Source organism: Microbacterium atlanticum (assembly GCF_015277815.1).
GTDB lineage: Bacteria > Actinomycetota > Actinomycetes > Actinomycetales > Microbacteriaceae > Microbacterium > Microbacterium atlanticum.
On record NZ_CP063813.1, the window covers coordinates 582,048 to 602,783 of the forward strand.

The 20,736-nt window shown below is 74.3% G+C and carries 15 protein-coding genes; 11 read left to right on the forward strand and 4 right to left on the reverse strand.

Annotation, left to right across the window (positions count from 1 at the left end):
* Positions 1-6: 6 nt before the first annotated feature.
* Genes IR212_RS02495 through IR212_RS02505 form a run of 3 tightly spaced genes read right to left on the reverse strand, consistent with a single transcriptional unit; the run spans position 7 to position 1,843 of the window.
* Positions 7-645 (reverse strand): DUF3618 domain-containing protein, encoded by a 639-nt coding sequence (locus IR212_RS02495; RefSeq protein ID WP_194397453.1) that lies wholly within the window; start codon positions 643-645, stop codon positions 7-9.
* Positions 645-1,064, reverse strand: coding sequence for a phage holin family protein (locus IR212_RS02500; RefSeq protein ID WP_194397454.1), 420 nt, complete (start codon positions 1,062-1,064; stop codon positions 645-647). The genes IR212_RS02495 and IR212_RS02500 overlap by 1 nt, the downstream gene beginning before the upstream one ends.
* Positions 1,061-1,843 (reverse strand): hypothetical protein, encoded by a 783-nt coding sequence (locus IR212_RS02505; RefSeq protein ID WP_194397455.1) that lies wholly within the window; start codon positions 1,841-1,843, stop codon positions 1,061-1,063. Before IR212_RS02505 ends, IR212_RS02500 begins: the two co-directional genes overlap by 4 nt.
* 308 nt (positions 1,844-2,151) lie before the next feature.
* Between IR212_RS02505 and IR212_RS02510 the strand changes: the two genes are divergently transcribed.
* Positions 2,152-2,763, forward strand: a complete 612-nt coding sequence (locus IR212_RS02510; protein WP_194397456.1) for a hypothetical protein — start codon at positions 2,152-2,154, stop codon at positions 2,761-2,763.
* Between the two features lie 4 nt (positions 2,764-2,767).
* On the opposite strand, the gene IR212_RS02515 is transcribed toward IR212_RS02510, so the two are convergent.
* Complete coding sequence (locus IR212_RS02515) at positions 2,768-3,355, reverse strand: hypothetical protein (RefSeq protein ID WP_194397457.1); 588 nt, start codon at positions 3,353-3,355, stop codon at positions 2,768-2,770.
* A gap of 166 nt (positions 3,356-3,521) precedes the next feature.
* On the opposite strand from IR212_RS02515, the gene IR212_RS02520 reads away from it, so the two are divergent.
* The 10 genes from IR212_RS02520 to IR212_RS02565 all read left to right on the forward strand — a co-directional run bounded on the left by IR212_RS02520 (position 3,522) and on the right by IR212_RS02565 (position 20,448).
* Positions 3,522-4,562: an ABC transporter gene (locus IR212_RS02520; protein WP_194397458.1), complete on the forward strand. Its 1,041-nt coding sequence runs from the start codon at positions 3,522-3,524 to the stop codon at positions 4,560-4,562.
* A 182-nt stretch (positions 4,563-4,744) separates the two neighbouring features.
* Positions 4,745-5,245 (forward strand): hypothetical protein, encoded by a 501-nt coding sequence (locus IR212_RS02525; RefSeq protein ID WP_194397459.1) that lies wholly within the window; start codon positions 4,745-4,747, stop codon positions 5,243-5,245.
* Between the two features lie 68 nt (positions 5,246-5,313).
* Positions 5,314-5,982 (forward strand): spermidine/putrescine ABC transporter substrate-binding protein, encoded by a 669-nt coding sequence (locus tag IR212_RS02530; RefSeq protein WP_194397460.1) that lies wholly within the window; start codon positions 5,314-5,316, stop codon positions 5,980-5,982.
* Positions 5,983-6,199: 217 nt separating this feature from the next.
* Positions 6,200-7,339, forward strand: a complete 1,140-nt coding sequence (locus IR212_RS02535; protein WP_194397461.1) for a serine/threonine-protein kinase — start codon at positions 6,200-6,202, stop codon at positions 7,337-7,339.
* Positions 7,339-13,299: an Ig-like domain-containing protein gene (locus tag IR212_RS02540; protein WP_194397462.1), complete on the forward strand. Its 5,961-nt coding sequence runs from the start codon at positions 7,339-7,341 to the stop codon at positions 13,297-13,299. The genes IR212_RS02535 and IR212_RS02540 overlap by 1 nt, the downstream gene beginning before the upstream one ends.
* Before the next feature lie 52 nt (positions 13,300-13,351).
* Positions 13,352-14,317, forward strand: coding sequence for an AAA family ATPase (locus tag IR212_RS02545; protein WP_194397463.1), 966 nt, complete (start codon positions 13,352-13,354; stop codon positions 14,315-14,317).
* Positions 14,314-15,723, forward strand: a complete 1,410-nt coding sequence (locus IR212_RS02550; RefSeq protein ID WP_194397464.1) for a DUF58 domain-containing protein — start codon at positions 14,314-14,316, stop codon at positions 15,721-15,723. The genes IR212_RS02545 and IR212_RS02550 overlap by 4 nt, the downstream gene beginning before the upstream one ends.
* Entirely contained in the window at positions 15,720-18,281 is a 2,562-nt protein-coding gene (locus tag IR212_RS02555; protein WP_228479446.1) for a transglutaminase-like domain-containing protein, read from the forward strand. The genes IR212_RS02550 and IR212_RS02555 overlap by 4 nt, the downstream gene beginning before the upstream one ends.
* Positions 18,278-19,756, forward strand: coding sequence for a DUF5684 domain-containing protein (locus tag IR212_RS02560; RefSeq protein WP_194397465.1), 1,479 nt, complete (start codon positions 18,278-18,280; stop codon positions 19,754-19,756). Before IR212_RS02555 ends, IR212_RS02560 begins: the two co-directional genes overlap by 4 nt.
* A complete protein-coding gene (locus tag IR212_RS02565; RefSeq protein ID WP_194397466.1) occupies positions 19,753-20,448 on the forward strand; it encodes a hypothetical protein in 696 nt (231 codons plus the stop codon). Before IR212_RS02560 ends, IR212_RS02565 begins: the two co-directional genes overlap by 4 nt.
* The last annotated feature ends 288 nt before the right edge of the window (positions 20,449-20,736 follow it).

Genomic DNA, 20,736 nt, shown 5'->3' on the forward strand with positions numbered 1-20,736 from the left:
GATGCCTCAGCCGAGGCCCTGCCCGGGGTACTGGGTCGTCGACGACGAGCCGCCCGACCCGCCGCTGCTGACGTTCTCCTTGACGCGCTCAGCGGTGTGCTGAGCCTCGTCCTTGACGGTCTCGGCCGACGAGACGGCCGACTCCTTGACCTCCTGGACGGCGTCCTTCGCCGGCTCCTTGAGGTTCTGCGCGACGTCCTGGGCGGCGCCCTTGGCCTTGTCCACCGCCTTGTCGACGAGCGGCTGCGCCTGGTCGCGCAGCTGCGTGCTCCAGCGCCGCTCGGCGTCGGTCGCGGGGATCAGGCTCGCGATGAGGAATCCGATCCCCGCGGTCACGAGGCCCGCGACCAGGGGCGTGCCCTGGGTCGACTGCCGGGCCTTGTGGGGGAGATCCTTGACCGCTTCGCCCGCGGCACCGAGCTTGTCGCCGACCGCGTGCCCGGCGGACGATGCCGAACCGCCCACGTCGTCTGCCACGCCCATGACACGTCCCTTCACGTCGCCGAGCACCTGGCGCACCCGGGTCTTCTGCCGCTCCATGATCTTGGGAGGCGACACCTTGTCGGCGAGCGCGTCCACGTCGCGTCCGAGCTCGTCGCGCGTCACCTCGATCTCGGCGCGGATCTGGTCTGGGTTGCTGCTCATTATCGGTTCTCCTGATTTCTCTTGAGCGCGTCGGGGATCTCCTTGACGGTCTCGACCGTCTTCGGGGCCCCTTGCACGGTCTTCAGTCGCTTGCGTCCGACGGCGTAGAGGATCGCGGCGACGATGCCCCACAGGACGGCCACGATCACGGCCGACCAGCCGAGGCTGTCGATGAGGTCGCCGAGCCCCCACCAGAGGGCGACGGACAGGAAGAACACGGCCATGAGGCCCGCGTACCCCGCTCCACCCAGGAGACCCGCGCCCTTGCCGGCGCGCTTGGCCGACTCGGAGAGCTCCGCCTTGGCCAGCTCCAGCTCTTTGCGCATGAGGACGGAGAGGTCACGCGAGACCTCGCCGACCAGCTCGCCCAGCGATGTCTCGGCCGCCTTCTGCTGAGACGGCGTGGGCATGTCCGTCATCGTCGGCCCTCTCCGGTCGCCGACCACTCGTCAGCGCCGCCGGCGGTGAGGCCGGGGTCGGCGCCGGTGGTCAGCGGGTCGCCGGTCAGCGGGTCGCCGGCGAGCGCGTTCCCGATGGGCGTGTCGCCCTCGTAGCCGGTCGCGCCGACGGTGCCCGCGCCGGCGGTCGCGCCGCCGAGGCCCGCGGCCGTGGGCGCGCTCGTGGCGAGTGCGGGCTGCCGTCCGACGGCCGTCCCGCTCGTGCCCTGGTCGCCGTTGCGCGACTCCGAGACGAGCGCGCGCGTCAGCCGTCCGGCGACGACGCCCACTCCGACCGCGATGGCCAGGAAGGCACCCGTGTGGCGCCGTGCGAATGACCGCACCTCGTACACGACGTCCGCCGGCTCGCGCTGCTCCAGCCAGTCGGCCACGCGGCGCGTCTGCTCGCCGACGGCGCGCACCGCGCTGGTCGCAGCGCCCCCGCCGCCTGTGGCGTTGCCCGAGGCGAGTCCTTCGAGCTCATCGCTCGTGCTGCGCAGCATCCCCGCCGCGCGGCGCTGTTGCGTCGACGCCTGGTCGGACAGCTGGTAGCGGGTCTCGTCGAGGAACCCGCGTGCGGCGCGCTTGGCGTCGTGGGCCACGCCCTTTACCTCTTCGCCGGCGACGCCGGCGACGTGCATGGCGCCCGCGTCCACCTCGGCGACCGCCTCGGTCGCCCGCTCCTTCATGTCACCAGAGCCCGTGCCCTGGCCCGAACCCGTGCTCTGGTTCGCATACGGATCGGTGTCGTAAGTCGACATGCTCCTCCTCCATCTCACGTGCGGCGTCGGCCCTGCTGCGTGCAGGACCCTGGAAGTTCCGCCGTGGGTGTCTACCGTCGCTGGAGGAGGTGGTCGAGACGAGGGGGTGGTGACGAAGGGGGCCGGCGGGTAGCATGTGCCGCCTTTGGACGCGGGCAGTGGCCGCCGGAGCCGGTGTCCACACGTCCTCCCCCGCCGAGGTGCGACGCCGTGGATTATGTGTCTGGCCGGGCGATTTCAGCCGTCCCTGCGCGCCTCGGCGTGGCATCCGCGTCCCCGGCTTACCGTGGACGCGGAAGGGAAACCGCATGGCACGGGTCGGAGGTCGCAACTCGTGGATCGCGGTGCCCGCCGGGCTCGTGTGCGCGGCGGTTCTCGGCGTGCTGGTGTGGCTGTCGCTGCCGATGATCCCCGTCGCCCTCGCCTGGGTGGGCGACACGCTGCGCAGCGCGACGGCTCCGAAGCCGGTCGCGACGCCGGCGATGACCCTCGCACAGCAGGCGGCCGACGGCGCCGCGATCGACTGCCGCACGCTGTACTCCGACGACCTGTGGAACGAGCTGATGTGGCGCCCCGGGTCGCTGCTGAACCAGTCCGCTGCCGCGCCGGCGACGGCCGCGACCGCGTTCGCCGACGCCGCGTCGCCGGAGGTGCTGGTGACGTGCGCCTGGCGGTTCGACAGCGGCGACATCGCCACGACGTTCGCCAGGATCGACCCCGAGGCGGCGACGCTCGCCGAGGTGGCGCTGTCGGCGGACGGCTACGCGTGCCGGACCGGCGCGCAGCTGACCTGCACGCGCGAGCGAGGCCCCGTTCTGGAAGAGCACACGCTCCGCGACGGCCTGTGGCTGGTGAGCGTCCAGACCCGCTGGCATCCCGAGGACTACGGAGCGCGGCTGGATCGCACAGTGTGGGGGTGACGCGTCAGCGGAAGATGGCCCCGACGACGGCGTCGGTGTAGCCGGTCGGGGCGAGATTCGAGTACCGCGTGTCGATGAGGATGTCGTCGCGCCAGAACAGCGTGCGCCCGTCGGTGACCGGATAGGTCTCATTCGGCCAGGTCTTCTCGCACCGGGTGCCGCCGACCGGGGTGTAGCACGTGAACCCCTCCTCGGCCACGAGCTGGTTGAGCATGTCCAGTGCCGGGCCGCGCGACATGTACGAGATGGTCGTGACGAGCCCCGTGGTGTCGGCTGCGGGGTCGCGCCACACGCAGATCAGACCGCCGCCCGGCTGCGGGCCCGACGCCCCGAACGCCGGGTCGTTGAGCGGCACGCCCTCGAGCTGCGACAGCACGCCCGGCGTCAGCATCGCGCGGCAGTCGTCGGGGATCTCGGCACGCCCGGTCGCCGAGGGGCTCGGGCTCGGTGCGGCGGTCCGCGTGGGGGTGGCCGTCGGGGTGCCGGGGGCCGGCGAGTCGGCGGCGTCCGGGTCGGGAGCGCACGCGACGAGAGCGGCGAGACAGAGGGCGGATGCCGCGGCTGCGGCGACCCGCTTCACGCGAGGTGCCATGGCGCCCAGGGTAGGGGCATCCGTCTCCCCGCTTCGCGCACCCCACCGCGCATCGGCGTGCACGCGAGGCGATCGCGCTACACGCGCGGCATGCCTCCCGGGGATGCGCGGCGCGCCGGGCTACTCTGCCTCTGCAGGGATCAGCCCTGCGTGAGGAGTGCCTGCGATGAGTGACCCCAAGTCGACCTACGGCGACCCCGTGGAAGAGCCTCGCAGCGTCGACGACGTCGTCGGTCGCGCGAACGAGGGCCTCGCCGAAGCCGAGGCCGCCGGTCGCGGAGCCGTCGACGGCGACCGGACCGCCGACGCCCCCACAGCCGACGCCCGCACTCCCGACGCATCGGACGTCGACTCCTCCGCGTCCGTCGCGGACGCACGCGCCGCCGAGGGCGGCGACGACCTTCCGTCTTCGTCCGAGCGGACAACCGACGCCGGGGTCGCTCCCGCCGCCGCGCCGGCCGCCCCTGTCGCCGCCCCGAAGGACGCCGAGCCCGATCCGTGGGACTCGCCCGAGGCGGCGTCCCTGGACTACCGCTCCCACACCGCCGCGCCGCCCGCCGACGAGTCGCCGACCGTGGTCGCCGCACCCGTCGTGACCTCCAGCGAGCCCGTCGCCGACCGCCCCACCGCCCCGGCTCCGCAGCCGATCTTCGTGCAGGCGCCGGAAGCCCCGCGACCCCGCGGGAACCGCGCCGCCGCGGGCGCCATCGGGCTGCTCGCCGCCCTGGCCTTCGCCGTGCTGTACCTCGCCGCCTGGCTCGGCGTCGGCGCACTGCGCGGCGACGTCACGGTGGCCAACGTCGGCGCTGCGGCGCTCGCGGCCCTGGCCACGTGGTCGCTGTGGGTGCCGACGGTGGTGTTCTTCATCGCGTTCTGGCTGCTCGGCGCGATCATCAACCGCGGCCGGTGGGGCGCCTGGGTCATCTTCGGCATCTTCGTGGGCTTCGCGGCGTACGGCGGGCACCTCCTGGGCGCACTGTTCCAGGCGCCGTTCTGGGAGCTCACCGCCCGCGAGGGATCCGAGCTCATCACCGCGGAGCTCCTCGCCCCGCTTGCGATCGCCGCATTCGTCATCGGCCGTGAGCTGACGATCTGGTTCGGCGCGTGGGTCGCGTCGCGCGGCAAGCGCGTCACCGAGCTCAACGTCGAGGCCCAGCGGGAGTACGAGCGCACGCTCGAGGCCGGTCCGCAGCTCGTCCGCGCGTAGCGGGCGGCCACGTCGCGCCGGTGCCGAGCCCCGTCTCCCACCGCGAAACAGGGGATCCGCGCCGAGACAAGGGACGACGTCCCCTGTCTCGGCCGTAACCCCATGTCTCGACGGCGGAGGCGCGCCGGCGCGGTCGCGCGGGCGGCCGAGACCCGGACGACCCCGCGACGTAGGCTGGCCGCATGGCCGCCGATCGCGGGAGCGGAGAGCCGCACGGATCCGTGCGGCCGGCCGTCGCGCTCGCGTTCGCGAGCATGGCCTTCGTCGCGCTCGTCATCTTCGCGCTCGGCATGACCAGCCTCGTCACCGGCGAGGACATCATCGCCACCCCGGGGCTCGGTCAGGTGCCCGGGATCGCCGGTGTCGTCTGCGCCCTGCTCGCCTTCGCCGGGGGGCTGTGGGCGTCGATCGGGCGCGCCGAGGAGCGGCATCCGTCGTTCTGGGGCGCCGCGTGGACGACGGCCGCGAGCTTCCTGGCCTACATCGGCGGGGTGTGGCTGGGCGCCCTCTTCACCGGTGCCGACCTCGGGGTCGCGACGGGAGTGGCGGGTCGCCTCGCGACGTCGTGGTTCGGCGTGGCGGTCGCGGCGGCGGCCTTCGTGTGCGCGTGGTCGGGGATCGCCCTCGTGCGCACGCGGGCGCAGCGGCCGCGCTGGCCCTGGGAGGACGAGCACGACGAGTGACGCCGGGTCGGGGCTTTGTTCCGCGGAAATCCGGGCGTGCGCGCGGGCGGCGTACTAGCGTGGTGCAGGTGGAGCGGTCCCTCGAGACCCAGGTCAGCCAGGCGGTCGACGCCTGGCTGGCGTGGTTGCCGCGCTGGGAGCCGGCCACGCACCGGGGCCGCACGGCGCCGTGCCGCCGGTGCTTCGGTTCGCCGGTGCTGTCGGCTGCCGGGCTCGGCGCAGACGTGCCGCACGGCGTGCAGCACGGCCTGTCGACCCGCATCAAGGCGATCGTGGACCGGTCGGTCGCGGAGTACACCGCGCTGAACCTGCCCATGCTGCAGGCCGAGCTCGACCAGCAGGCGGCGCGCAACCGCGCCCGCAGCTACCGGCCCGCCGAGGGCCTCGACCCCGAGTTCGAGGGTCTTCCCCTGGACCCGGACCCGATCCCGGGCGCGCCCTTCCTCTTCACCGTCGCCGGACTCGCCGAAGCGGCCGACGCCGACGTGCCCGCCCTGCCGCCTCTCAGCGAGGAGGCCAAGGCCGCGCTCCGGCAGGAGGTCGGCCTCGCCGACGACTACGCCAACATGGTCGGCCGCGAGGTGTGCACGATCCTGCTGCACCACCGGCTGCGGATCCAGGCCGCCATCGCCGAGTACGTCGAGCCGCAGATCGAGGCGATGCTCGCCGACCTCACCAAGTCGCTCGACGCGCCCTTCGACCCGCACGACCCGGGCGACGGCCGGCGCCTGGACTGACGGGCCCGGGGTTTCCGGCGACGTTCGGCCGGTGCCGCACTGCTGCGCCTCCCGTCGGCCATCTCCCGGCGCCCGATCGCAGGGCGCGCCGGCCCGAGTGGCTGTCCACACGGCGGGGTGTGGAGCGGAGGGCGACGCAGGTGGTTTTGTTAGCATGGCCGGGTTTGTTGCCGCGGTCTGCGGCACGGGTCGTGCTCGGTGCGGACGAGGGGGTGCGGTGGCCACGCGACTCCCTTCGGCGCCTCCCATCCTTCCGGGACTCGCCTACATCCGTCCGCTCGGCTCGGGCGGCTTCGCCGACGTCTTCCTGTACGAGCAGGACATGCCCCGCCGCAACGTCGCGGTGAAGGTGCTGCCCAGCGACGTCCGCGACCCCGAGCTGCGGCGCATGTTCAACGCCGAAGCCGATGTGCTCGCCCACCTGTCGGCCCACCCGTCGATCGTGACGGTCTATCAGGCGAGCATCTCGGCCGACGGCCGGCCGTACATCGTCATGGAGTTCTGCCCCGGCTCGCTCGCGCAGCGATACCGGGTGGAGCGCATCCCCGTGGACGAGGTGCTGACGATCGGGGTGCGCATGGCCAGCGCCCTGGAGTCCGCCCACCGCGCGGGACTCATCCACCGGGACGTCAAGCCCAGCAACATCCTCATCACGACCTTCGGGACTCCGGTGCTGGCCGACTTCGGCATCTCGGCGTCGCTGCAGCGCCGGAGCGGTGGCGAGGTGCTGGCCATGTCGATCCCCTGGAGCGCACCGGAAGTGGTGGCCGAGCACACCAGCGGCACGGTCGCCAGCGAGGTGTGGAGCCTCGGCGCGACGGTGTACTCCCTGCTGGCGGGCCACAGTCCGTTCGAGCGCCGGGAGCGCGGCCAGAACACGAAGGACCTCCTCCGCCGGCGCATCGCGCGCGCCAGCTACGTCGAGATCCCCCGGGCCGACGTCCCCCCGTCGCTGCAGAAGGTGCTCGCCCGCGCGATGAGCCGGGATCCGGGGCGGCGCTATGGGTCGGCCCGCGAGTTCGGCGAGGCGCTGCGCGAGGTGCAGGCCGAGCTCGGGCTTTCGCCGACGCCCCTCGAGGTGCCGGGGACGGAGTGGGCCCCGGCATCCGTCCCCGTCGACTTCGCCGACTCGGGCCTGCGCGGCCCGGCCCGCTCCCGCGTCGAGCGGGAGGTGACGCGCAAGGCCGCCGGCGGCGTCGAGCTGACCTCCCTCGCCCGGGACGAGGACACCGACATCTCGGCTCTCGCCGGGCGCCGCGCCGGTGCGGCGCTGCCGTGGGTCGTCGGCATCGGCGCGGGTCTCGCGGTGGGCGCGGGAGCGGTCGTGGTCGCCCTGCTGCTCGCGGGGGTGCTCTGATGCGGCGCGGCACGCTCGCCGGACTCATCGCCACGGGCGCCGTGGTGGCGACGGTCGTCGGCCTCAGCGTCGTGTGGCCGGGCCTCGACGCGCAGGAGACGCCCGAGGTCGACACCGCCGTGTGGGCGCTGCAGACCGGGGACGGCCGGCGGTACGCGCGCGTGAACACCTCGGTCGGCGAGCTCGACACCGTCCGCCGCATCAGCAACCCCGACCAGGTCGTGCAGACGGGGGACGCCGCGTATCTGTTCAGCGGCAGCTACAGCACCGTGACGCGCATCGACGCGGCCCTTCCGGCCGACCTCGACGAGGAGGCGCTGCGGTCCTCGCAGAAGACGCCTCCGGGCACCATCGACGCGGTCACCGCGGGCGACTACGTCGCGTACCGCACCGACTCCGGCGCCGTCTACGCGGGCCGCCTCTCCAGCGGCACCACGGTGCAGGTGGATCCGTTCCGCGCCGGAGACGACGAGGCGCCGCAGTACACCGCGGATGCCGTCGCCGTCGACGCACGCGGCATGCTCTTCGCCTACTCGTCCGACGACGACTCGGTGCTGCGCTACGACGTCCGCACCGGCGACGTGCGGGGCCGCGACGAGGTGGATGCCGAGGGCCTGGCGGTGCCCGCGATCACCGCCGCGGGCGATACGTGGGTCGTGGTCGACGCGGAGGACGGCGAGGTGTGGCTGCGCGGTCAGGACGGCTCCGCGCCCGCTCCCACCACCGGCCCCGTGGTGGTCGGCGCCCCCGACGCCGACGGGACGGCGGTGCACCTCGCCGACGACACCGCCCTGGTGCGGGTGCCGGCAGACGGATCGGCCATGACGCGAGAGGCCGGCGAAGGGGACGGGGCGGTGCTCGGCACCCCCGCGCAGCCGATCACGAACGACGGCGTCACGTACGCGGCGTGGCTCGCGCAGGGCGAGGCCGGCGGACGGCTGTGGCGGTCCGACGAGGGCGAGATCCCGCTCGACTACGGCGGCCGCGAGCTGGGCGACGAGGTCCGGCCCGTCTTCGTCGCGAGCGGCTCGGCGGTGATCCTCAACGAGACCCGGTCGGGATGGGCGTGGTCCGTGCCGACCGGCAGGCTGATCCCCTCGAGCCAGGACTGGAGCCTGGACGACCGCACCGAGGCTGATGCCGTTCCCAGCGAGGAGCAGCTGCAGGTCGTGCTCGACCCGAAGCCGCCGATCGCCGAACCGGACGCGTTCGGGGTTCGTGCCGGCACCCTCGTGTCGCTGCCCGTCCTCATGAACGATCACGACCCCAACGAGGACGTGCTGACGATCGACCGCGCGTCGGTGAGCGGGCTGGACCCCGGCTTCGGGTCGGTGACGGTCACCGATGATCTGCAGCGCTTCGCGGTGCGCGTGCAGCCCGGCGCAACGGGCTCGGCGACGTTCTCGTACGCCGTGATGGACGGGACGGCCGAGAACGGACTGGCCTCCGAGCCCACCACCGTCACGCTGACGGCGGCCGGCCCCGAGGCCGACTCCGCGCCGGAGTGGTGCGGTGTCGAGCGATGTCTGATCGAGTGGCCGCGCCCGGAGGTCGCGCGCGGTGGGACCGTCACCGTGCCGGTGCTCCCCGGGTGGGTGGACCCCGAAGGGGATCCGCTGCTCCTGCTGTCGGTCGAGAACCGCACGGGGCCGGGCTCGGTCGCGGCCACCCCGGGCGGCGAGGTGGTCTACCAGCACAGCGACACCGGTGAGGGGGGCGAGCAGCTGATCGAGCTGGCGGTGACGGTCGCCGACACCCGGGGCCGGACGGCGGTCAAGCCCCTCACGATCACCGTGTCGCCGCAGCCGCAGCTGGTCGCCCAGTCCTTCGCCGTCAGCGACACCGTGGCATCCGCGCTCACCGTCGACGTCGCCGACCACTTTACCGGCACGGCCGGGCTGGTCTCGCTCGACTCCGTCCGGGTGGTCGACGATGCCCAGGCGACGGCCACTGTGATCGCCGGCTCGACGTCCTTCGAGTTCGGCGCGCGCGACCCCGGCACCTTCCGCGTCGACTTCACCGTGACCGACGGCACGACGGAGGCGACCGCCACGGTCCGCATCACGCTGCTGCCCGCCGACGCCCCGGCGCAGCTGGCCACCTCACCGGTGGTGGCGTTCGTGCATCCGCAGCAGGACGCCACGCTCGACGTCTTCGACGCGGTGTCCAACCCCACTCGACGGGTGCTGCTGCTGAGCGACGTCGTGCCGAGCGCGGATGCCGGCGCCACGCTGACCGTCGACGCCGTCGGGCAGAACCACCTCCGCGTCGCCGGCACCACCGCCGACGGCGCCGCAGGGCGGCTCGGGACGGTCTCGTACGTGGTGAGCGACGGCACCGAGGATGCCGGCGCGAGCGTCGAGGGGGAGGCGACGGTGTACCTCCTTCCGCCCGCCCCCGAGCTCGCGCCCATCGCGGTCGACGACGCCGTGGTGGTCCGCGCCGGCGCGCAGATCGACATCCCCGTGCTCGACAACGACATCTCCCCGGCCGGCGGCCGCCCCACTCTCAACGCCGCGTCGGTGCGCTCCTCCAGCGATGCCGCGCTCGCCTTCGGCGCGGGCGATCTCCTGCGCTACCTCGCGCCCGACGAGCCGGGGGAGTACGCGGTCGAGTACTCGGTGTTCACCACCGGGGCGCCGGCGCTCGCCGACACCGCCACGGTGCGGGTGCGGGTGATCGACGACGACGCGAACCGGGCGCCGTCGGCCGACACCCTGGAAGGCCGGGTGCTGAGCGGTCAGTCGGCGCTCATCGCGTTCGACGGCTTCGGCGCCGACCCGGACGGCGACGTCGTCACACTCGATCGCATCGTGTCGCAGCCCGAACGCGGCGCCGCCACGATCACTGCCGACGGCGCGTCGATCCTCTACACCAGCGTGCCGGGCGACAGCGGCCAGGTCTCCTTCCGCTACCGCGTCGTGGACGCGCTCGGCGAGACCGCAGAGGGCACGGCCCGGGTCGGAGTGCTCGACGGCGAGGCGAACCCCAGCCCGGTGACGTTCACCGACTACGTGCAGGTGCAGGCCGGGGAGGGCAGCACGATCCGGGTGAGTCCTCTCTCGAACGACGTCGATCCCACCGGTGGCCGCCTCCGGGTCGCCGACGTGCGTCCCGACGTCCCCGAGACGCTCATCGACGGCAGCGAGAATGCGGAGTTCGCCCGCCTGGACGGGCTGATCTCCGACACCGACGACACGACCGTCGTGATCGAAGCGGGCGAGAGCCCCGGAACCATGTCCTTCCTCTACGACGTCGAGTCGTCGTCGGGCAACACCGGCCGCGGGCTCATCGTGGTGAGGGTGGTGCGCGAGAGCGTGCCGGACTATCCCATCGTCGCTGACACCGTCCTGACCGTGGAGACGCGCGAGGACTTCCGCCGCGGCGTCGACGTGCTCGACGGCAAGGTGATCTGGTCGGGGGGCGACATCGGCGACCTCGAGGTCTCGCTGTGGGGCGAGCAGAACGGGGTGAGCGTCAGCGGCTCGCGGATTCGCGGCGAGCTGCCGGCGACGACGCGGCTCATCCCGTTCGCGGTGACCGGCGAGGGCGCCTCGGGCGAGGTGGTGACCTACGGCTTCCTGCGCGTGCCCGGCGACGACGACGTGGCGCTGACGCTGCGGGCGGGGGTCGCCCCGCCGCCGGTGGCGGAGCTGGAGTCGACCACGTTCGACATGAGCGATCTGGTGGCCCGTCCGCGGGGCACCGTCCTCGAGGTCGGCGGCGAACTGCGTGCCTCGGGGGCGCGGTCCGAGGCGCGGTGCGTCGTCGACGCGGGCACCGTCGTGCGCTACGACGCCGGTGCCGGCGCGCCGTGGGTCGACGCGTGCCAGGTGCCGGTCCGCCTCGCGGGCGATGAGGACTGGACGCTGCTGTCGGTGCCGCTCACGATCGTGCCGCGCGACCCGCAGCCCGAGCTGCGCCCCGGCTCGATCACCGTCGGACCGGGCGAGCAGGTCTCGTTCGACCTCCGCAACATGACGACGTGGCAGCTGCGCGCGGATTGGGAGGGCATCCGGTACGCCGTCCAGCACGCCGGCACCGCCTTCGACGTCGCGCAGGAGGGATCCGTCCTCACCGTCACCGGCGCGGACCGCGCGGTGCCCGGCAGCGACGAGACCGTGGTCGTGTCGGTCACCAGCCATCCGGCTGTCGCCCCCGCTCGCCTCATCCTGCGCGTCGGTGCCGCTCCCTCCACGCTGCCGCAGGGCGGATCGGTCGTGCAGCAGTGCTCGCAGGCGGCGGGCGCGTCGTGCACCATCACGGTGGTCGGAGCGAGCGGCGAGATCAACCCGCTGCCGCGCACCCCGCTCGAGCTCGTCGGCGTGCGGGCGACGGGCGCCTGCACGGGCGTGGGGTTCCAGGTGGTGTCGGCGACCTCCATCGCGGCGACGTGGACGACGGATGCCCCGGGCGCGACGTGCACCGCGAGCTTCTCGGTGCGCGACGCCCAGGGCCGCATCACGAGGTCTGAGCGGGACGGCCGCCTGGTCCTGGATCTGCTCGGGTACCCCAGGACGCCGGCGAGTGTGGTGCAGACGGCGTACGGCGACGGCACGCTGACCCTGCGCGTGGACCCCGGCGAGGCGCGACTGGCCTACCCGGGGCTCTCGGGCTTCGTCGTCCGCGCCGCCGGACAGGAGGCGGTGCGATGCTCGGCTGACGGCGTGTGCCCGCCGATCGCGGCCCCCAACGGCGAGCGGCGCACCTACGACGCGTGGGCCGTCAACGCGGTCGGGGAATCGCGCGGGAGCGTGCGCACCGTCGCATGGGCCTACGACGCTCCGCTGCGGCCGGCCGGCGTGACGGCCGCGCCCGTCGTCACCGGTGACGGGGCCGGCGGCGTCGTCCGGCTGGTCGTCGACGGGATCGACGCGGCCGAGACCGGCAGCCTCGAGATCGCCAGCCCCGCCGGCGAGGTCGTGCGGGTGCCCGTCGCACCCGGCGAGACGAGGGTGGAGGTCACCTCGTACCGCGTGGGCAGCAACACGTCGTCGCCGGTGACGGTGACGCCGTTCTCGCGCTTCGACGTGCCGCCCGGCCTCGGCGGCAGCGCCGCCGGCGAGGCCGTCACCGTGCCGGCGAACGGCGTGGGAAGCCCGCTGTCGCCGCAGCTGACCCTCACCTCGGTGTCCAACGGAGACGGCACCTCGACGGTGACCGCCCGCGCCGGCGCGACGGTGAACGGCGACGGATCGCGCCTGCGCTACGGGATCGTGCCGGAGGGCCGTGGCTGCACGGTGACCGAGGAGGGCGGTACGGTGACGTTCCCCGGTCTGGCCGACGGCGAGGAGTACGCCTTCCGCATGTGCGCCGAGTCGTGGTGGGACGGTGCGTCCTTCGGACGAGTCGAGGCGACCGGGACCGTCCGCGCGCAGCAGTCCGGCCGCGCGCCGGAGGGCTGGACCTTCGTCGTCGACGGACGGCCGGAGGTGTCGGCGCAGCGCGCGGAGTGGCTGATCCGGGAGCAGCCGACCTCGACCGAGCGGCTTCCCAACCGCAACCGGGTCGAGTTCCAGGGCTGGGGCCCGGGCACCGGGGTGTTCGGCGGGGATCCGGGCATCCAGGTGCGGTACGTCCACGAGTTCTGGGGCACCGCGACGGCGTGGTCGACGGTGAGCCCGCGCGCGGGGAGCGCCCCCTATCAGGTGCAGGCGACGTGGCGCGTCGACTCGTGCGTCGGCGGGACGCCGCTGGCCGTGAGCGGGCAGTCCTCCAACGCCCCCGACGGCTCACCGGCGGCGTTCACGTTCGGCAACGCCGGGCTGCGCTACTTCGACGCTGCGGGTCTTCCGCTCGTCCACGAGGCCGGCACCTGGAACGTCCCCCTCGGCGCCGTGCGCGTCGACGGCGTGTCCGTCACCGTCGGCTGGGACGCCCAGGGCTGGGGTCTGGCGCCGGCGAGCGCGACCTTCTCGGCCTCGTGCCAGCCGAACCTCCCCGCCCCGCCCGCGCCCTGAACCCGGGCATCCGCTTCCCTCCCCCTCGCCGGGCCCACACGAAGGACACGACATGACCATCACGCAGGAGCAGGCCGACTGGTTCGCGCAGACGTTCGGGCAGATCGCCGACAACGTCGAGCGCGCCGTGCTCGGCAAGCGCCACGTGGTCGAGCTCGTGCTGACGGCGATGCTCAGCGACGGTCACGTGCTGCTGGAGGACGTCCCGGGGACCGGCAAGACGTCGCTGGCGCGCGCCATGGCGCAGTCGGTGCAGGGCACGAACACGCGCATCCAGTTCACGCCGGACCTGCTTCCGAGCGACATCACCGGGCTCAGCGTGTACGACCAGAAGGAGGGCGTGTTCGAGTTCCATGCCGGCCCGGTCTTCGCCAACATCGTGCTCGCCGACGAGATCAACCGCGCGAGTCCCAAGACGCAGTCCGCGCTGCTGGAGGTCATGGAGGAGGGGCGGGTCACGATCGACGGCGTGTCCCGCGAGGTCGGCGTGCCCTTCCTCGTGCTCGCGACGCAGAACCCGGTCGAGCAGGCCGGAACCTACCGGCTTCCCGAGGCGCAGCTGGACCGCTTCATGATGCGCACCTCCCTCGGCTACCCCGATCACGCCGCGACCGTGCGGATCCTCGACGGCGCGGCGATCTCGACGGCGGCTCTCGCGCCCGTCATCACTCCGCAGGCGCTCGTGGGGATGGCGGACCTGGCCGCCCAGGTGTACGTGGACGCGCTCGTGCTCGACTACATCGCCCGGCTCGTCGACGGCACCCGCACGGCGGACGAGGTGCGCCTCGGCGTCAGCATCCGCGGCGCCCTCGCCCTCACGCGGGCCACGCGCACCCGCGCGGCCGCGCAGGGCCGCACCTACGCCACCCCCGACGACGTCAAGACGCTCGCCGTGCCGGTGCTGTCGCACCGCCTGATCCTGCACCCCGAGGCCGAGTTCGACGGCGTCACGCCTGAGACCGTGGTCGGGCAGGTGCTGCTGGATGTCGCACCGCCGGCGAGGCGCGAGGCGGTATGAGCACCGCCGAACGCCAGCGGGACGCGACCGGGACGTCGCGCCTCACCCGCACCGCGCACTCCAGCGGCCCCGCCGGACGCACGCTCACGACGGCGACCGCGACGGCGACGAGCGTGGCCCCGTCGCGCCGTGGACGTGCGCTGGTGCGCCTGGCGGTGCGGTGGGCGCGCGCGTGGCGGGCCGCCGGCGCGGCTGTCGGAGCCTTCGCCGAATGGGCGGGCGACACCGTCCGGCCGGCGGGGGTCCTCGTCGCGGTCGCCGCGACGCTGGGGCTCGCGCTGGGCGTCGCCTTCGGCTGGGTGGAGTTCATGGTCGCGGGCGCGGCATCCGTCCTCCTGCTCCTGGCGGCCGTCCCGTTCCTGTTCGGCGCCCGCGCGTACGACGTCGACCTCACGCTGACGCACGAGCGGGTCGTCGCCGGCTCCGGCGTGCACGGCAGCATCGTCGTCCGCAACGACGGGCATCGCATGGCGCTGCCCGGGCGCATCGACATCCCCGTCGGCGCCGGCCTCGTGGAGTTCGGCGTGCCGCTCCTGCGCCCCGGCCACGCCGTGGACCAGCCGTTGGACATCCCGGGCCTCCGCCGGGGGATCATCCGCGTGGGGCCGGCGACCACCGTGCGCAGCGATCCCATCGGGCTGCTCCGCCGCGAGCACTCGTTCGACGACGTGCACGACGTGTACGTGCATCCGCGCACCACGTCCCTGCCGTCTACCAGCGCGGGGGTGGTGCGCGACCTCGAGGGCAGCCCGACACGGCGACTCGTCGACGCCGACATGTCGTTCCATGCGATCCGCGAGTACGCGCCGGGCGACTCCCGGCGTCAGATCCACTGGCGCTCGACCGCGAAGACGGGCCGGCTGATGGTCCGTCAGTACGAGGAGTCCCGGCGGTCGCGCATGGCGGTCGTGCTGGCCGTCTCGGGAAACGAGTACGCCGACGCGGACGAATTCGAGCTCGCCGTGTCGTGCGCCGCGTCGCTCGGACTGCGTGCGGTCCACGACGCCCGCGACGTCGAGATCGTGACCGGCTCCGAGATCCCCCGCGTCGTGCGCGGCCGCCTCCGCTCGATCACCCGCATTCCCGCGGGGTCGCCGCGGCATCTGCTCGACGGCTTCAGCGGCGTCGAGCTGCTGGACAGCACCATGCCCGTGGGCGAGGTCTGCCGGCTGACGGCGGAGTCCACGGAGCGCCTCTCGATCGCCTTCGTCGTCGTCGGCTCGGTGGTGTCGCTGACGCGCCTGCAGCAGGCGGCGCTCGCCTTCCCGGCAGACACCGCCGTCGTCGGGGTCATCTGCGACGAGCGCGCGCACCCGCGCATGCAGCAGCTCTCGGGCATGACCGTCCTCACCGTCGGCACCCTCGACGACCTGTCCGGCCTGCTCCTGCGGGGGGCCGCGTCGTGAGCGCGCGCGGGCAGGGGATCGGCGGCGGGGCGCCGGAGATGACGGATGCCGCGCCCCGCCGCGACGCCGAGCTGCCGGCCCTTCGCACCCCGTGGTTCCGGCCCCGCATCGCGGCGGGCACGGTGTTCGCCGTGCTCGTCGCGACGATCGCCGCCGTGGCGGCCTGGCCGATCTACCGATCCGGCGCCTTCGCGCTCCTCGTCGTCACGAGCGTGCTGGTCGCGGGGGTGGTCGCCGCGGTGGCCCGCGCCCGCCGCTGGCCCGGATGGACCGTGGCGGCTGCGCTGACCGGTGCGGTGCTCGTCGTCGGGATCCCGCTGGCCGTGCCGTCGCGCCTCGGCGGTCCGACCGAACTGGTCCGCGGGCTCGGCGAGCTCGCGAGCGGGCTCGTGCTGGGGTGGAAGGACCTCCTCACCGTCGAGCTGCCCGTCGGCGCGTACCGCAATCTCCTGGTCCCCGCGCTGGTGTTGTTCCTCGTCGGGACGTGCGTCGTGCTCCTCCTCGCGTGGCGGGAGGACCGCGTCGCGTACGCGGCGGTGCCGCTGGCGCTGGGGATGGTGACGTTCGGCCTGTTCTTCGGGCGCACCCAGGTGAGCGCGCCGCTGGGTCAGCGCCCGATCGTCCTCTACGCGCCGCTCGAGACCGCCGTCGGCGTCGCGGGCCTGCTGGTTTGCCTGCTGTGGCTGGCCTGGCGCACGCACGACGAGCGGGTCCGCGCGCTGCAGCGGGCGGCGGCATCCAGCGGCGTGCGCATCTCCCGCCGCCCGTCCTCGGCGGACCGGCGGCGCACCGCGCTCGGCGCGGCCATGGTCGCCGGCGCGCTGGTGGTCGCCGTCGCCGTGGTGCCGTTCGCGGCGCGCGGGGCGGAGCGCGAGGTGCTGCGCACTGCCGTCGGCCCCGATATCGACGTCTCGGCCGAGGTGAGCCCGCTGTCGGAGTACCGCGCGCTGTACGCCGACGACCGCGCCGACGACGTCCTCTTCACCGTCGAGCCGGTGTCGGGATCCCTTCCCGAGCGGGTGCGCATCGCCACCCTCGACGCGTACGACGGCGCGGTGTTCCGCTCCGGTGGCGAGGGGGCCGTCGAGGCGGGGCGTTTCGTGCGGGTGCCGTCCTCGCTCGATGCCGGACCGGGATCGCCCGTGGACGCCCGCATCCGCATCGACGGCTGGAACGACATCTGGATGCCGACGGTCGGACGCCTCGCCGCCGTCGAGTTCGGCGGAGACCGCGCGGCCACGCTGGCCGACGGCTTCTACTACAACGCGGCGGCCGCGGCCGGCGTGCAGACCGGCGGCGGCGGATTGCGGGCGGGCGACGTCTACATCGTGCGCGGCGTCGAACCCCGGGGCGCTGACCTCTCCGCGCTCCAGCCGCCGGGCAGCCAGGGCGGCGTGGCGGCGCCCGAGAGCCTGCGCACCTGGATCCAGCAGCACGCGGACTGCAGGGACGGCGCCGCACTCGCCGGCCTCGTCGCCCTCCTGCGCGAGCGCGGCTACCTCAGTCACGGGCTCACCGAGGGCGAGGCCGCCCCTTCCTGGGTGAGGGCTCTGCCCGGCTACCGATTCCAGCCGAGCGCATCGGGGCACTCGCTGGCACGCGTCGACGCGATGTTCGCGCGGCTGCTCGAGCGTGAGGGCGACCCGCGCGCCGCGGCATCCGGGAACTACGTCGCCGCCGTCGGCGACGACGAGCAGTTCGCGGTCGCCACGGCGCTCATCGCGCGCGAGCTGGGCTTCCCGTCACGGGTCGTGCTGGGTGCTCGCCTGTCGGCCGCTGACCCCGGCCTCGCCGCATGCGAGGGCGGCCGCTGCCGCGCGCAGGACCTCTCCGCCTGGGTCGAGGTGCAGTCGGCCGAGGGGGAGTGGGTGCCGGTCGACGTGACCCCGCAGTACTCTCAGCCGCCGAGCCTTGAGGTCACCGAGCAGCGCGACCCCGAGAACGTGACAGAGGTGCGGCCGGAGACCGTCGAAGAGGTGGTGCCTCCCGACCCCACGCAGGAGGACACCGCGGACGACCGGGCGCCCGACGAGGCGGCCGGCCTCGACCTGGCGTGGCTGCTTCCGGTGCTGCGGACGACCGGCATCGTGCTGCTCACGGCGCTGCTGGTGCTCGGCCCGTTCCTGTTCGTGCTCGGGGCGAAGGCGGCGCGTCGCCGTGGCCGCCGCCGGGCCCCCGACCCCGCATCGCGGGTCGCGGGCGGCTGGGACGAGTACGTCGACGCGGCGCGCGACAGCGGCCGCACCGTTGCGCGCGGGGCCACCCGCACCGAGCTGGCGGATGCGTTCGGCACGCCGGCTGGGATCGCGCTGGCGCGCGACGCCGATCGCGCCGTCTTCTCGCGCGCCGCCGTGTCGGACGAGGAAGCGCGCGGCTACTGGGAGGCTGTAGACGCGGAGCGTCGGGGCCTCCGTCGCGCACAGGGGTTCTGGCGCGGGCTCCGCGCGACCGTATCGTTGAGATCGTTGATCCGCCCGCCGGTGCCCGACAGAGGTGTCGGCACGAGATTCACCGAGAGGGGGAGACGCCGGGCCGAGCCCCTGCGTCCCACACCATGAACGCCACCGATGCCACTGGCGCGGTCTTCGGATCGCTGACCAGCCTGCTGCTGTTCGCCGGCCTGTACGTCTGGACGGCCCTCGCGCTCTCGGCGGTGTTCGGGAAGTCCGGCGAGGAGCCGTGGAAGGCCTGGGTCCCCGTGCTCAACAGCGCGGTGGTGCTGCGCCTGGCCGGCCTCTCGCCGTGGCTCCTGCTGCTGGCTCTCGTGCCGTTCCTGGGCTGGATCCCGCTCGTGGTCGTCTTCGTGCTCGCTTACTACCGCCTCAGCGTCGCCTTCGGCTTCGGCGCGGGCATGACCGTGCTGGCCGTCCTGGCCTTCCCCGTCTGGGCCTCCGTGGTGGGATGGGGAAGCGCTCGCTGGGTGGGCTGGGAGCAGAGCGGCTCGGGAGTGCGCCGGTCGTCCGAGACCGCCGGTCTCCCGGCCGTCTCGCCCTTCACCGCCACTGCCGCGCACCACGGCGACGCCGGCGAGTACCCGCCCCCACCCCCCGCGCCGACCACGCCGATCTCTTCCCCGGTGGCGTCGACCCCGGCGCCGCCCGCGCCGGCCGCGTCGCCGGCGTCCACCCCGGCGCGACCCGCGCCGGCCGCGTCGCCGGCGCCCGCCACCGCGTCGCCCGGTCCGGCCGCGGCGACCTCCGCCTTCGCGCCGCCGCCACCGGCCGCCACCGACCATACGCCTGCCGCGTGGGCACCGCCCACGCAGCTTCCGGGACGACCCGTCGCCGCCGCCCCCGCGCCCGGTCCGATCCGGCGCGACGATGCAGACCGGTGGCCCGGCTTCGCGTCGGATTCGGCCGACCGCAGCGACGAGGTGACCGGTGCCTTCCCCGGAGCGCCGGCGCCGATCTCGGCCGTCCGCCCGTCCGATTCCGCGGACGTCGGCGCCACGCGCCCGCCGGTCACGCGGGTGCCGGGCGCCCACGCTGCCCGCGACGGCCACGGCGCCTGGGCCCCGATGCGCTCGCCGGCGGACGATGCCGGCGCCTTCCCCGAGGCATCCGGACCCGTGTCGGCCGTCTACGGCGCACCCGACGCCGGTGCCCCCCGCGCGGCGCGCTCGTCGGTGTCGGCCGCCCACGCCAAGCCCGAGATCCCCGACGAGGACGCCGCGGTCGACCAGACGATCGTCGCGCGCCGCAAGCGCAGCACGTGGATGCTGATCCCGCCCACCGGCGACCCGGTGGCGCTGTCGGGCGACGTGGTGATCCTCGGACGCCGACCGGCGGTCGACCCCGAGTATCCGCACGCCCAGCTCGTCGCCATCCCGGACGGCACGGTCTCCAAGACGCACGCCCGGCTGCGCCTGCGCGACGACCGCTGGTACGTCACCGACCTCGACTCCACGAACGGCGTGCTGTTCGCCACGGTGATGGGCACCGAGGTCGAGGCGCCGCGCGGTGAGGAGGTCGAGGCAGGCGACCGGTTCCTCCTCGGCGACGCCGAGGTGCGCCTGCACCGGAGCGACGGGTGATCGACCCCGACGACGAGAACACCGCCCTCTCGCGCCGCCGGGCCGCCGGCGACGCCGAGGATGAGCGCACGGCGCTCTCGCGCCGCCGGGCCGCCCGCGATGCCGAGGACGAGCGCACGGCGCTCTCGCGCCGCCGGGCCGCCCGCGATGCCGAGGACGAGCGCACGGCGCTCTCGCGCCGCCGGGAACGCGTCGCCGCCGCCGACGAGGCCACGGCACCGCGCCGTGGTGCGCCGACGGCGCCGCCGGGACCGCTTCGCGGGGGACCCGCCTCCCCGCCCGCGAGCGCGCCGTCCCCGGTGCCCGACGATGAGCCCGCGACGGCGCCTGCCGACGAGCCGACGACCACGCGCCTGCGGTCGCGCGGCCGCACCGAGGCGGCCACGGAGGCCGCGGCGCCGGCACGCCCCGCTGCGCCCGCCGCCGCGGACGGCGTGGTCCCGGTCGCCGGCGGGCGCGTCGCACGGCCGCCGCAGGATGCGGTGCCCTACCCGGCACGGTCGCTGCCGCCCACCGCCCCGGCTCGTCCCGCGGCGCCCGCGCACCCGTCGCAGGCCTTCGTCGACACCGCGGCGATCCAGGCCCGCGAGCGGATGCGGAGGCGCCGGCGCGCCGTGCTGCTCGTGGTGGCGGCATCCGTCGTCGCGCTGCTGGCGGCCGTCGCGCTGGTCGCGCTGCTGACGATCGGCTGAGCGACGCGGGCGCGCGTTTGCCCGCTCCCCGAAACCCACGTATCATGGATCGGGTGTGCGCTCACGCGCGCCGTCAACCGTGCCTCGGTGCGGCGAACGGTGTGGGCGCCGCATCTCAGGGACCGGTCTGCGAACAGGCCGCCCCCACGGCATATCCACCACGAAACGCTCGGCACCATCATGCCGCGCCGGTGGATCCACGTGAGCCCGCAGCGTCACGATCTGCAAGATCCGGATGCCTCGGGGGAGACCACGACGCTGTCACCGTGCAGCACAACAAGGAGAGAA

What these genes read in the sequence shown, in the direction of transcription:
- IR212_RS02500 (WP_194397454.1), bottom strand. Translation starts at nt 1,064, where the DNA reads ATGACGGACATGCCCACGCCGTCTCAGCAGAAGGCGGCCGAGACATCG.
- IR212_RS02510 (WP_194397456.1), top strand. Translation starts at nt 2,152, where the DNA reads ATGGCACGGGTCGGAGGTCGCAACTCGTGGATCGCGGTGCCCGCCGGG.
- IR212_RS02515 (WP_194397457.1), bottom strand. Translation starts at nt 3,355, where the DNA reads ATGGCACCTCGCGTGAAGCGGGTCGCCGCAGCCGCGGCATCCGCCCTC.
- IR212_RS02525 (WP_194397459.1), top strand. Translation starts at nt 4,745, where the DNA reads ATGGCCGCCGATCGCGGGAGCGGAGAGCCGCACGGATCCGTGCGGCCG.
- IR212_RS02545 (WP_194397463.1), top strand. Translation starts at nt 13,352, where the DNA reads ATGACCATCACGCAGGAGCAGGCCGACTGGTTCGCGCAGACGTTCGGG.
- IR212_RS02495 (WP_194397453.1), bottom strand. Translation starts at nt 645, where the DNA reads ATGAGCAGCAACCCAGACCAGATCCGCGCCGAGATCGAGGTGACGCGC.
- IR212_RS02560 (WP_194397465.1), top strand. Translation starts at nt 18,278, where the DNA reads ATGAACGCCACCGATGCCACTGGCGCGGTCTTCGGATCGCTGACCAGC.
- IR212_RS02550 (WP_194397464.1), top strand. Translation starts at nt 14,314, where the DNA reads ATGAGCACCGCCGAACGCCAGCGGGACGCGACCGGGACGTCGCGCCTC.
- IR212_RS02540 (WP_194397462.1), top strand. Translation starts at nt 7,339, where the DNA reads ATGCGGCGCGGCACGCTCGCCGGACTCATCGCCACGGGCGCCGTGGTG.
- IR212_RS02505 (WP_194397455.1), bottom strand. Translation starts at nt 1,843, where the DNA reads ATGTCGACTTACGACACCGATCCGTATGCGAACCAGAGCACGGGTTCG.
- IR212_RS02520 (WP_194397458.1), top strand. Translation starts at nt 3,522, where the DNA reads ATGAGTGACCCCAAGTCGACCTACGGCGACCCCGTGGAAGAGCCTCGC.